Source organism: Streptacidiphilus jeojiensis, assembly GCF_042510965.1.
GTDB lineage: Bacteria > Actinomycetota > Actinomycetes > Streptomycetales > Streptomycetaceae > Streptacidiphilus > Streptacidiphilus jeojiensis.
In genome coordinates this window covers 185,726-198,341 of sequence record NZ_JBEUKS010000008.1, presented here as the reverse complement: position 1 = coordinate 198,341, position 12,616 = coordinate 185,726, and the positions used below count along the sequence as shown (strand labels likewise).

The following is a 12,616-nucleotide window of genomic DNA, read 5'->3' as shown; positions in this document are numbered from 1 at the left end:
CGCTTCTCGTCGGGAGTCGGTAGAGCTACGTCCGAGGGGTGTCGTGCGGGTTGTCGAGCACGGGGCGGCGAGCAGGCGCGTGGCGGCCCGGAAGCGCCGACAGCGGGTGTCGGAACCGGAGGAACCGGATCCGACACCCGCTGATGCTACTGGCTGTGTGTAAACGCGTGGTGACTGCCCATATCTGACGTCAGGTCAGATATCGGTGGCCAGTCCGGAGCCGCTGCTGCCGGTGCCGGAGGCGGTCAGCGTGCTCTGCCCGTACAGGGCGTCCACCTCGTCGGCGGCGGTGGCGTCCAGGCGGACCGCACCGGGGCGGTAGTAGTCGCTGCCGTTGGCCCAGTAGTAGGCCATCGGGATCAGGCCGAGGGCCAGGGCGCCCAGGCCGATCAGGATGGTGGTGAGGTCGAGGGTCATGCAGTTCTCGACGAAGAGGAAGCCCATGAAGACGGCGCCGGCCAGCGGCCAGAGGCCGACGAAGACGGCGTTGGAGACGGACTTCAGCACCAGCTTGCGGTACGCCACCACGACGGCCAGACCGGCCAGCGCGTAGTAGATGGAGATCTGCAGGCCGATGGCGGCGACGGCGTAACCCATGATCTTGGTTACGCTGCCCAGCGAGTTGGAGGCGACGAACAGGCCCAGCGAGACCACGACGACCACCAGGATGGCGACCCAGGGGGTCTGCCAGCGGGAGTGCGACCTGCCGAAGGCGGCCGGGATGGTCTTGTCGCGTCCCATGGCGAACAGCGAGCGGGTGACCTGGATCAGCGTGGTCTCAAGGGTCGCGACGGTGGACAGCACCACCGCGACCACCAGGACCTTGCCGCCGGCGCCCGGCCAGACCACATTGCCCAGCGTGGTCAGCAGCGGCGCGGAGTTCTCGTCCAGGATCTCCTTCTGACTGATGATCATGTTCACCGCGATGGTGACGATCTCGAACAGTGCGAACACCGCGATGACGCCGACCAGGCCGCCGAGGCCGGAGTTCTTCTTGCTGTTGCTGGTCTCCTCGCTGAGGTTGGCGGTGACGTCCCAGCCCCAGAAGTAGAAGGCGGCGATCAGGGCCGCACCGGCGAAGCCTTTGACCCCGCCGAAGTGGCCGAAGCCCCACAGCCAGGACCAGGAGAAGGTGGCGGCCGAGCCGCCGTGCACCAGGGCGGCGATGCCGAAGACCACCAGGATGGCGACCTCGATGCCGGTCATGATCCACTGGGCGTGGGCGGTGATCCGGGCGCCCAGCAGCACCAGCAGCGCCATCACCAGGAAGGCCACCGAGCCGACCGCGATGCAGGCCCAGGTGTTGTTCGCGGCGCTGTCGCTGAACAGCGAGAGGGTGTACTGCCCGGCCGGCAGCGAGCCGGCCACCATGAAGATGGTCGCCGAGACCACCAGCGACCAGCCGCTGAGGAAGCCCAGCGCGGGGTGCAGGGCGCGCCCCACCCAGGAGTAGCTGGCGCCGGCGTTGACGTCCAGCCGGCCGAGGTAGTTGAAGGCCCAGGCGATGCCCAGCATCGGGATGGCGCACCAGAGCAGGGCGGCCGGGCTGACCAGTCCGGCGGCACCGACCAGGACCGCGGTGGTGGACGCCAGGGAGTAGGCCGGGGCGCTGCCGGCCAGGGCCATGATGACGGTGTCGAAGCCGCTGAGCACATTGGCCCGGAGGCCGCCTCTGCTCTCGACGGATATGTCGTTGGACAACGTGGTGCCTCTCCTGGAGCCGCCGCCGGAGGGTGTGGCGCGTGGGGGGGCGCGGCAACGGGGGTCTCACGGCAGGGGTGCGTACGACAAGGGGTACGTGCGGGTGGTGAGGGGCGTGCGACGGTGCACGGTGCGGCGGCGCCGCGGGAGATGGGGGTGTGGCCAGCGGATTTCGGGAGGCGGGATTGCCGCTTCGGCACCAGTGGCATGAATGCGTGCCATATGGTGCCCGTCCGCTCACCCCGCTGGCAATGGTTTGGCGGATTTCGTTTACTGGTCCTTCACAACTGCGGAATCCATGCAAGAATCCGATAATCGCAACTGATTTCGTTGACCCATGGATGACATATGCCTGAAACACCACGCCCGGCACTGTCCGGCAGCGACCGCACCCGGCTGCGCCGGCTGCGCGAGAACGGCCGCACCGACCGCTCCGAGCTCGACGCCGTGCTGGCCGCCGGGTTCCTCTGCCACCTGGGGGTCGTGCTCGACGGTGCGCCGATGGTCGTGCCCACCGTCTACGGGGCCACCGCGGACACCCTGTACCTGCACGGCTCGGTGGCCAGCCGCAGCCTGGTGGCGGCACCGGAGGCCACGGTCTGCGTGACCGTCACCCACGTCGACAGCCTGGTGCTGGCCCGCTCGGTGTTTGAGCACAGCGTCAACTACCGCTGCGCCATGGTCTACGGCGTGCCCCGGCAGGTCACCGACGCGGAGGAGAAGCTGGAGGGGCTGCGGGTGCTCAGCGAGCAGGCGGCGCCGGGGCAGTGGGACTACGCCCGCCGCCCCGACCGCAAGGAGCTCGCCGCCACCACGCTGCTGGCGCTCAGCCTGGACGAAGCCTCGGTCAAGATCAGCGCGGGGCCGCCGGAGGACGGCGACGGACCCGACGCGGAGCTGGGGCTCTGGGCGGGGGAGCTGCCGCTGCACCAGGTCTGGGGCGAGCCGGTTCCTGACCCGGCGCTGCCGCCGGGCCTTTCGGCGCCGTCGCACATCGTTGCGCGGGTGGGGCGGATCTGACCTGTCGTCGGCTGCGGGCTGTGCATGGCTTGTCGCGCACGCAGTTGATCAAGCAGAGCCCCGCGCCCCTGAGGGACAGGGGCGCGGGGAACTGCGCGGCCAAGCACCTCAGAGCTGCCACTCGGCGCGGAGCTCAGCCAGTGCCTGATGGAACCCCGGGAAGGTCTTGCGGACGCAGCCGGGGTCGTCGAGCGAGAGGGCGCCGGGGATGCCGTTCTTCGCCAGGCCGAGGGCCGCAACGCTGAAGGCCATGGCGATGCGGTGGTCGCCGTGGCAGGCGACGGTCACCGGTGCGGGGCGGCCCGGCTGGATCTCGATCCAGTCGCGGCCGGTGCTGACCCCGATCCCCATGGCGGCCAGGTTCTGCTCACAGGCGGCCAGCCGGTCGCACTCCTTCACCCGGGTGTTGTAGACGTCCTCGATCCGGACCGGGCCCTCGGCGAAGGGGGCGATCGCGGCCAGGGTGGGGACGGTGTCGGAGATGTCGCGCATGTTCACGGTCACACCGCTCAGCCGCTCGGGGCCGGTGACGGTGACCGAGTCGGTGCCCAGCTCCACCTCGGCGCCCATCCGCCGGAGCACCTCGGCGAAGCGGAGGTCGCCCTGGAGCGAGCCCGAGCCCAGCCCAGGGACGGTGACGGTGCGTCCGGTGAGCGCGGCGGCGGCCAGGAAGTAGCTGGCGGTGGAGGCGTCCGGCTCGACCAGGTAGTCGGTGGCCCGGTAGGGCTGCGGGGGCACGTGGAAGGTGTCGCCGACCCGGCGCGCGTCGTTGCCGAAGCGCCGCATCATGGCCAGGGTCATCTCCACGTAGGGGACGGAGACCAGGTCGGAGACGGTGATGTCGAGGCCCTCCGCGGTCAGCGGACCGACCAGCAGCAGCGCGGTGAGGAACTGCGAGGAGAGCCCGGCGTCCAGGGTCAGCGCACCGCCCTTGATGCCGTCGGCGCGGACGGTCAGCGGGTGGTGCCCCTCGGCCAGCTCATGGGTCAGGTCGACGCCCAGCTCGCGCAGGGCCCCGGTGAGCGGACCTAGCGGGCGGCGGCGCATCTGCTCGGAGGCGTCGAAGCGGAAGGTGCCGCGGCCCGCGGCGGCCAGCGCGGGCAGAAAGCGCGCGGTGGTGGCGCCGTCGCGGCAGTAGACCTCCGCCTCGGCGACGGCCGGTCCGGCCGGGCGGCCCTCGATCGTCCAGGCCTCCGGCTGCCGGTCCACCCGGTAGCCGAGGGTGGCCAGGCCCTGGACGAAACCCTCGCTGTCGTCCGACAGCAGCGGCCGGCGCAGCACGGAGCTGCCCTCGGCGGCCGCGGCCAGGAACAGCGCGCGGGCGGTGACGGACTTCGAGCCGGGGATCTGGACGACGGTCATGGGAAGAGCCTAGGACCGGTGCCGGGGCCGGGTGCGGTACGTCCGGTGTGCGGACGGGCACCGCACCCGGTGCGGTGGGCGGTCAGGCCGGGCTGAGCCAGATGGTGGCCAGCGGCGGCAGGGTCAGCAGGGCGCTGGTGTCGCGGCCGTTCCAGGCGACGGACTCGGCCTTCACCGGGTCGGGGTTGCCGACCCCGCTGCCGCCGTAGACCTCGGCGTCGGTGTTGAGCACCTCCAGCCAGACCGAGTCCCGGACGTCGGCGCGCACGGTCGGCAGGCCGATCCGGTAGTCCTGGCGGACCACCGGGGAGAGGTTGGTGACGCTGATCAGCGGGCGGCCGCTGCGGTCGCTGCGGATGAAGCTGAAGACGTTGTCCTCGGCGGCGCCGCCGTCGATCCAGGAGAAGCCGGCCGGGTCGGTGTCCTGCTGCCACAGTGCGGGGGCGTCGCGGTAGATCCGGTTCAGGTCGCGGACCAGCTCCTGCACCCCGCGGTGGTCCGCCGCCGCGGGCCAGTCGTCGGCCAGCACCCACCACTGCGGGCCGGTGTCGTGGTCCCACTCGGCGCCCTGGGCGAACTCGGTGCCCATGAAGATCAGCTTCTTGCCCGGGTGGGCCCACATGAAGCCCAGGTAGGCGCGGGTGTTGGCGCGCTGCTGCCACCAGTCCCCGGGCATCTTGGCGACCAGCGACCCCTTGCCGTGCACCACCTCGTCGTGCGAGATCGGCAGCAGGTAGTTCTCCGAGTAGGCGTACACCATCGAGAAGGTCATCTCGTTGTGGTGGTACTTGCGGTGCACCGGCTCGTGGCTCATGTACTGCAGCGAGTCGTGCATCCAGCCCATGTTCCACTTCAGCCCGAAGCCCAGCCCGCTGCGCCCCTCGTGGGTGGAGTCGGTGGGGCGGGTGACGCCCGGCCAGGCGGTGGACTCCTCGGCCACGGTGACCACGCCGGGGCAGCGGCGGTAGACGGTGGCGTTCATCTCCTGCAGGAACCGCACCGCGTCCCAGTTCTCCCGCCCGCCGTCGGCGTTGGGCGACCAGGCGCCGCCCTCGCGGGAGTAGTCCAGGTAGAGCATCGAGGCCACCGCGTCCACCCGCAGCCCGTCCACGTGGTACTCCTGGCACCAGAACACCGCGTTGGCGACCAGGAAGTTCCGCACCTCGGTGCGCCCGTAGTCGAACTCCAGGGTGCCCCAGTCCGGGTGCTCGGCGCGCAGCGGGTCGGCCGGCTCGTACAGCGGCTGACCGTCGAACTCGCGCAGCGCGAAGTCGTCCTTGGGGAAGTGCGCCGGGACCCAGTCCACGATCACCCCGATGCCGGCCGCGTGCAGCGCGTCGACCAGCGCCTTGAAGTCGTCCGGGGACCCGAGGCGGGAGGTGGGGGCGTAGAAGCCGGAGACCTGGTAGCCCCAGGAGCCGCCGAACGGGTGCTCCATCACCGGCATCAGCTCGACATGGGTGAAGCCCAGGTCGCGCACGTAGGCCGGCAGCTCCACGGCCAGCTGACGGTAGCTCAGGCCCGGTCGCCAGGACGGCAGGTGGATCTCGTAGACGCTCATCGGCCGGTCGTGGGCGGTGCCGGCGGCGCGGCGGGCCAGCCAGTCCTGGTCGTGCCAGGTGTGGCTGGAGGCGTGCACCACCGAGGCGGTGGCCGGCGGCACCTCGGTCGCCTGCGCCAGCGGGTCGGCCTTCTGCAGCAGCCGACCGTCCCGGGTGGCGATCTCGTACTTGTAGCGGGTGCCCTCGCCGATGCCGGGGACGAACAGCTCCCAGACCCCGGAGCCGCCAAGCGAACGCATCGGGTGCGCGGCACCGTTCCAGCCGTTGAAGTCGCCGATGACGCGCACCCCGGAGGCGTTGGGCGCCCAGACCGCGAAGGCGGTGCCGGTGACGCCCTGCACGGTGCCCGGGTGCGAGCCCAGGGCATCCCACAGCTGCTCGTGCCGGCCCTCGGCGATCAGGTGCAGATCCGTCTCGCCCAGCGTGGGCAGCAGCCGGTAGCCGTCGTCCTGCAACGTCTCGGAGCCGGCGTAGGTCACCCGGAGCCGGTACGAGGCCGGCGCGGCACCCGGCAGCAGCACCGTGAACAGGCCGTCCTGCTGATGCGTCATCGGGTGACATGACCCCTCTGCGGTCTCCAGCACCACCCGCTCCGCGAACGGACGCAGCACCCGTACCGCCGTCCCGCCGGGCACCCGGTGCGCGCCCAGCACCCCGTGCGGATCGTGGTGCCAGCCGCCCACCAGCCTGGCCAGCTCGGCGGCCGGCAGCGACGCGTCCGGGACCGCGGCCGCGGGGACCCCGGCGTCCGGGACCTGCGCCGGGCCGTCGTCCTGGACGGGTTCGTGCCGTGGCTCGACGACGGTGACCTGCGGCTCGACAGCCGCGGGCCGGGGTCGGTCGGCGGCGGAGGCGATGGGGCGGGTCGGGTCCAACTCGGTCACGGCCGGTGCCTTCCTGTGGGTGGTGGGTCGGGTGGGGCGGGTGGGTCGGTGCTGGACTGGTGGGACGTCGGAGCACGACGTTAGGGGAGCGGGGTCAACGGACTGTTACCTTCCGGCGGCCTGCGCGAGACGGACGACCGCCGACAGCGGGATGGCCAGCCACTCGGGCCGGTTCCCGGCCTCGTAGACGACCTCGTAGACCGCCTTGTCCGTCTCCATCGCGTGCAGCAGCACCGGATCCGCCGTGGGGTCCTCGGCCCCGGCCGCCGCGTAGCCGGCGCAGAAGGCGGCGCGGTTGCGCAGCGCCCAGGTCGAGGCCAGGCCGCTGAGCCGGGGCAGCTCCGGATCGCCGGGCGCGAGCTCGGTCAGCAGGTGGGCCGCCGCGTAGTCGAAGGACCGCAGCATCGCCGCGACGTCGCGGACGGCGGGCTGGACCCGGCGCCTTTCCTCCAGCGGCTTGGCCGGCTCGCCCTCGAAGTCCAGCAGCGCCCAGCCGCGCGCGGTCCGCATCGACTGACCCAGGTGCAGGTCGCCGTGGATCCGCTGGGCCCGCAGCAGCCTGCCGTCGCGGGCGGACCTGGCCAGGTCCTGGAAGATCCGCCGGAGCGGCTCCCGGTAGGGGGTCAGCGCCGGGACCGCCAGCGCCGCGGCCTCCAGGCGCCGGGTCATGGCCTGCGCCATGGCCTCGATCTGCGGGCGGTCCAGCACGGTCACCGGCAGGGTGCGGGCCAGGGCCAGGTGCACCTCGGCGGTGGCCCGGCCGAGCAGGAACGACTCCGCGGAGAAGTTGCCGGTGATGTGGTCGCTGGGGTGCCCGTCCCGGCTGCCCTGCCACTCCGGGTCGGTGCGCAGCCTGTTGACGTGGGCGAGGGCGAACTCCCAGCCGTCCTTGCCGCCGAGCAGGTAGCGCTGCAGCAGGCCGAGGGTGGCCGGGTCGCCGGGGGCGTCCGGAAGGTCGCCCTCGAACCAGGCCAGCGGGGTGGGGACGCGCCCCGACCCGGCCCGGCTGAGGGCCAGTGAGAGTTCCAGGTCCGGATTGAGGCCCGGGGTGATCCGGCGGAACAGCTTGAGAATGGCGCTGTCGCCGTAGACGATCGAGGTGTTGCTCTGCTCGGCGGTGCCGACCCGGGCCGGGCTGCCGGGTGCGGCCAGGTCGGTGAGGTCCGGACCGTGCGGGGCGTGGAAGACCAGCGGGCCGATCCGGCTGCCCTGCGGCAGGCCGCCGCCGATGATCGTCCGCAGCAGCCGCAGCGCCAGCGCGGGGTGGTGGCTGGCGTCGTAGGTCAGCAGGCCGTCGTGCGGGCCGCCGCCGATCCGGCCGATGACCGCGGCGCGGGCCCGCTCGGCGCCGGCACCGGCGGCGGTCGGGGCGTTCGGGCCCGCGCCGAGCAGCAGTTGGTAGAGGTCGGCCTGGTCCGAGGAGTACTCGACCTTCAGCAGCAGGTGCAGCAGCAGCGGTTCGTCGGCGCCGCCGGGGAGCAGGGTGACCGTCGCCGGGGAGACGGCGGTGATCGGCCGGTGCTTGCCGGCGAACCAGCGCTGCCGCGGCAGCCAGTCGTGCAGCAGCGGCAGCACCGTGCGGATCAGGGCGTCGAGGTCGGTGCCGCGCACCGCGGTGGTGGAGGGAGTGGTCGAGGAGGCCGTGGCGGTGGTCGTGGCGGCAAGCGTACGAGGCCGGGAGGTGTCGGACATTTCTCCCTTTCCCCGGGGGCGCGGCAACCCCGGCGGCGAGGAGGCCGAAGGCGGATCGGCCCCGCTGCCGGGTCTGCCAGTCTCCCGGATTCTGACGGCGTGAAGGCTTCGGCACGCGGGGACGGACCGCCCCCGCGTGGCCGGGGTACGCCGTTCGAGTGTGTGGGCTGCGCTGCTCCTCGGGGCGGACGGGACGGGTGGGTGGAGGGGTGGGTGACGGGGCGTTACTCCGCTCGGCGGAGCCTGAACCAGTAGAAGCCGTGGCCGGCCAGGGTGAGCAGGTACGGCAGCTTGCCGATGGCGGGGAAGCGGACCCCGCCGATCAGCTCCACCGGGTGCCGGCCCTCGAACTCCGGCAGGTCCAGTTCGGTGGGCTGGGCGAAGCGGGAGAAGTTGTTCACGCACATGACGATGTCGTCCCCGCCGTCGGGCAGCGCCAGCTTGCGGACGAAGGCCAGCACAGCGGGGTTGCTGGAGGGCAGCTCCGCGTACGAGCCCAGGCCGAAGGCCGGGTTGAGCTTGCGGATCTCGATCATGCGGCGGGTCCAGTGGAGCAGCGAGCTGGTACTGCTCATCTGCGCCTCGACATTGGTCACCTGGTAGCCGTAGACCGGATCCATGATGGTCGGCAGATTGAGCCTGCCCGGGTCGGCGGAGGAGAAACCGGCGTTGCGGTCCGGGGTCCACTGCATCGGGGTGCGGACGCCGTCCCGGTCGCCGAGCCAGATGTTGTCGCCCATGCCGATCTCGTCCCCGTAGTAGAGGACCGGCGATCCCGGCAGGGACATCAGCAGCGCGGTGAACAGCTCGATCTGGTTGCGGTCGTTGTCCAGCAGCGGCGCCAGCCGGCGGCGGATGCCCACGTTGGCCCGCATCCGCGGGTCCTTGGCGTACTCCGCGTACATGTAGTCGCGCTCCTCGTCGGTGACCATCTCCAGGGTCAGCTCGTCGTGGTTGCGCAGGAAGATGCCCCACTGGCAGTTGTCGGGGATCTTCGGGGTCTTCGCCAGGATCTCCGCCACCGGGTAGCGGGACTCGCGGCGCACCGCCATGAAGATCCGCGGCATCACCGGGAAGTGGAACGCCATGTGGCACTCGTCGCCGCCCTTGGAGTAGTCGCCGAAGTAGTCGACGACGTCCTCGGGCCACTGGTTGGCCTCGGCCAGCAGCACCGTGTCCGGGTAGCTGGCGTCGATCTCGGCCCGCACCCGCTTCAGGAACTCGTGGGTCCGCGGCAGGTTCTCGCTGTTGGTGCCCTCCTCGGCGTAGAGGTAGGGCACCGCGTCCAGCCGGTACCCGTCGATGCCCAGGTCCAGCCAGAACCGCAGCGCGGCCAGGATCTCCTCCTGGACGGCCGGGTTCTCGAAGTTCAGGTCGGGCTGGTGCGAGAAGAACCGGTGCCAGTAGTACTGCTTGCGGACCGGGTCGAAGGTCCAGTTGGAGGTCTCCGTGTCGACGAAGATCACCCGGGCGTCGGCGTAGGCCTTGTCGTCGTCGGCCCACATGTAGTAGTCCCCGTAGGGACCGTCGGGGTCGTTCCTGGAGGCCTGGAACCAGGGGTGCTGGTCGCTGGTGTGGTTCATCACGAAGTCGATGACCACCCGCATGCCGCGCTGGTGTGCGGAGTCCACGAACTCCACGAAGTCGGCCAGGTCGCCGAACTCGGGCAGCACGGCGGTGTAGTCGGCCACGTCGTAGCCGCCGTCGCGCAGCGGCGAGGCGAAGAAGGGCGGCAGCCACAGGCAGTCCACCCCGAGCCACTGGAGGTAGTCCAGCTTGGAGGTGAGGCCGCGGAGGTCGCCGACGCCGTCCCCGTTGCTGTCCTGGAAGGAGCGGACCAGGACCTCGTAGAACACCGCGCGCTTGAACCAGTCGGGGTCGCGGTCCTTCTGCGGGGTGTCGGTGAAGGTGTCGGGTACGGGTTCGTTGACGATCACGAGTCGGCCCTCCGGACCGTGAGGATGTGAGCCGGCTGCTGGGTGGGGTCGAGCCGGACGTAGTTGTGGTCGCCCCAGCGGTAGTGCGCGCCGCTGAGCTGGTCGTGGACCTCTGCCAGGTCGCCCGGGCCGAGTCCGAGGGCGGGCAGGTCCAGCGAGAGGGTGGCCTCGTGGGTGTGGTGCGGGTCCAGGTTGACCACCACCAGCACGGTGTCCTCGCCGTGGCGCTTGGAGTAGGCGAGCACCTGGTCGTTGTCGGTGTGGTGGAACCGCAGGTTGCGCAGCAGCTGCAGCGCGCGGTGCTCGCGGCGCAGGGTGTTCAGCGTGGTCAGCAGCGGTGCCAGCGAGTCCGTTCGGGCCCAGTCGCGCGGGCGCAGCTGGTACTTCTCCGAGTCCAGGAACTCCTCGGAGCCGGGGCGCACCGGGGCGTTCTCGTAGAGCTCGTAGCCGGCGTAGATGCCCAGGCTGGGGGTGAGCGTCGCGGCCAGGATCGCCCGGATCGCGAAGGCGGGGCGGCCGCCGTGCTGCAGGTAGGCGTGCAGGATGTCCGGGGTGCTGGGGAAGAAGTTGGGCCGCATGTAGGCGGCGGCCTCCCCGGAGAGCTCGGTCAGGTACTCGGTGAGCTCCTGCTTGCCGGTGCGCCAGGTGAAGTAGGTGTAGGACTGGTGGAAGCCGATCTTCCCCAGGGTGTGCATCATCGCCGGGCGGGTGAAGGCCTCGGCCAGGAAGAGCACGTCGGGGTCGGTGCGGGCGATGTCGGCCAGCACCTTCTCCCAGAACAGCACCGGCTTGGTGTGCGGGTTGTCGACCCGGAAGATCCGTACCCCGTGCGCCATCCAGTAGCGCAGCAGTCGCAGGGTCTCGGCGACCAGGCCGTCGAAGTCCTGGTCGAAGTTGATCGGGTAGATGTCCTGGTACTTCTTGGGCGGGTTCTCGGCGTAGGCGATGGTGCCGTCCGCGCGGCGGGTGAACCACTCCGGGTGCTTCTCCACCCAGGGGTGGTCCGGGGAGCACTGCAGCGCGAAGTCCAGCGCCACCTCCATGCCCAGTTCGGCGGCTCGGGCCACGAAGGCGTCGAAGTCCTCGATGGTGCCGAGATCGGGGTGGACCGCGTCGTGGCCGCCCTCGGGCGAGCCGATCGCCCAGGGCGAGCCGACGTCGTCGGGCCCCGCGTCCAGGCTGTTGTTGGGCCCCTTGCGGTAGGCGCGGCCGATCGGGTGGATCGGCGGCAGGTAGACCACGTCGAAGCCCATCGCGGCCACCGCCGGCAGCCGCTCGGCCGCCGTGCGCAGCGTGCCCGAGACGGGTGCGCGGTGGCCGCGGTGGTCCACCACCGCGCCCTCGGAGCGGGGGAAGAACTCGTACCAGGAGCCGTACAGCGCCCGCTCCCGGTCCACCTGCAGGGCAGAGGGTCGGGAGGCGGACACCAGTTCGCGCAACGGATAGCGCGTCAGGATCCGGGTCAGCTCCACGTCCAGCGCCGCCGCCAGCCGGGCCGCCGGGTCCAGCTCGGCCTGACGCAGCGTGACCGCGGCGGCCAGGACCAGGGCCCGTCCCTCCTTCTTGGGGACGCCGGGGGCGGCGCGCTCCAGCAGCAGCGCACCCTCCTCCAGGACCAGTGCGGTGTCGATACCGGCCGGGATCTTGATCTCTGCGTTGTGCCGCCAGGTGGCCAGCGGGTCGCTCCAGGCCTCCACCGAGTAGGTCCAGCGGCCGGGCGCGGTGGCGACCACCTCGGCGCCCCAGCGGTCGGTGCCGGGGGCCAGCTCGTGCATCGGGGTCCACGGGCCGCTGCGGCCCTTGGGGTCGCGGAGCACCACATTGGCCCCGACCGCGTCATGGCCCTCACGGAACACGGTGGCGCTGACCTCGAAGGGCTCACCGACCACGGACTTGGCCGGACGGGTGCCGCAGTCCACGCGGGGGCTGACGTCCAGGACGGGGATTCGGCCGATCATGTGTTGCTGTTCGTCCTCTGCGGTCTTCACCGGCTTGGCTGATTGTGGGCTGCGCGGGGCGCGGGGCGTACGGGTCGTGCTGGTCCTGCCGGTGGTTCTGGTGGTTCTGGTCTTACCGGTGCCGCTGGTGCCACTGGTCGGCTCCACCTGCTCCTGGTGCGATTCCCGCACGTCCCGCATCTCCCGCTCCTGACCACGATCGGCGGCGGCCGTCCGGAGCAGCACCCGGTTCCGAGGGGAGGGTGCGTCCGGTCGGCGCCGGAGGGCTGTGCCGGTCGGGAGGGGCACGTCGTGACGTGGAGTCATGTCGACCCGGCGTCATCGTTGACCCGACCCAGACCCGAAGGAGTGACCCCGAGAGCCTTCCCCCGGACTACTCCGTCAACCTGGCGTGCGGTGGTCACCGCAGCCGCGGCCGATACGCGCCGGGGCGCGCACCGGCGCGCCGCACCCCGTTCCGTCACGGGCTTCGTGGCCCGCTGCCTACAACGAGCACGTGG

Annotated in this window: 7 protein-coding genes; 1 reads left to right on the top strand and 6 read right to left on the bottom strand. The window is 71.4% G+C overall.

Features of this window, described 5'->3' with window-relative positions; all coding sequences use genetic code 11:
• Positions 1–195 precede the first annotated feature (195 nt).
• Complete coding sequence (locus tag ABUW04_RS23115; RefSeq protein ID WP_380566559.1) at positions 196–1,689, bottom strand: APC family permease; 1,494 nt, start codon at positions 1,687–1,689, stop codon at positions 196–198.
• A 360-nt stretch (positions 1,690–2,049) separates the two neighbouring features.
• Here ABUW04_RS23115 and ABUW04_RS23110 point away from each other — a divergent pair, with 360 nt between their 5' ends.
• The gene (locus tag ABUW04_RS23110; protein ID WP_380566453.1) at positions 2,050–2,721 is read left to right on the top strand and encodes a pyridoxamine 5'-phosphate oxidase family protein; all 672 of its coding nucleotides are present in this window, start codon (positions 2,050–2,052) and stop codon (positions 2,719–2,721) included.
• Positions 2,722–2,829: 108 nt separating this feature from the next.
• On the opposite strand, the gene aroA is transcribed toward ABUW04_RS23110, so the two are convergent.
• The 5 genes from aroA to ABUW04_RS23085 all read right to left on the bottom strand — a co-directional run bounded on the left by aroA (position 2,830) and on the right by ABUW04_RS23085 (position 12,116).
• Positions 2,830–4,083: a 3-phosphoshikimate 1-carboxyvinyltransferase gene (gene aroA, locus ABUW04_RS23105; RefSeq protein WP_380566452.1), complete on the bottom strand. Its 1,254-nt coding sequence runs from the start codon at positions 4,081–4,083 to the stop codon at positions 2,830–2,832.
• Positions 4,084–4,165: 82 nt separating this feature from the next.
• Complete coding sequence (gene glgB / locus ABUW04_RS23100) at positions 4,166–6,529, bottom strand: 1,4-alpha-glucan branching enzyme (protein ID WP_380566451.1); 2,364 nt, start codon at positions 6,527–6,529, stop codon at positions 4,166–4,168.
• Between the two features lie 105 nt (positions 6,530–6,634).
• Positions 6,635–8,221 carry a maltokinase N-terminal cap-like domain-containing protein gene (locus ABUW04_RS23095; RefSeq protein WP_380566450.1) on the bottom strand — a complete coding sequence of 529 codons (1,587 nt, stop codon included), beginning with the start codon at positions 8,219–8,221 and terminating at the stop codon, positions 6,635–6,637.
• A 224-nt stretch (positions 8,222–8,445) separates the two neighbouring features.
• A complete protein-coding gene (treS, locus tag ABUW04_RS23090; RefSeq protein WP_030262477.1) occupies positions 8,446–10,158 on the bottom strand; it encodes a maltose alpha-D-glucosyltransferase in 1,713 nt (570 codons plus the stop codon).
• A complete protein-coding gene (locus tag ABUW04_RS23085) occupies positions 10,155–12,116 on the bottom strand; it encodes an alpha-1,4-glucan--maltose-1-phosphate maltosyltransferase (protein ID WP_380566557.1) in 1,962 nt (653 codons plus the stop codon). Before ABUW04_RS23085 ends, treS begins: the two co-directional genes overlap by 4 nt.
• Between the last annotated feature and the right edge of the window lie 500 nt (positions 12,117–12,616).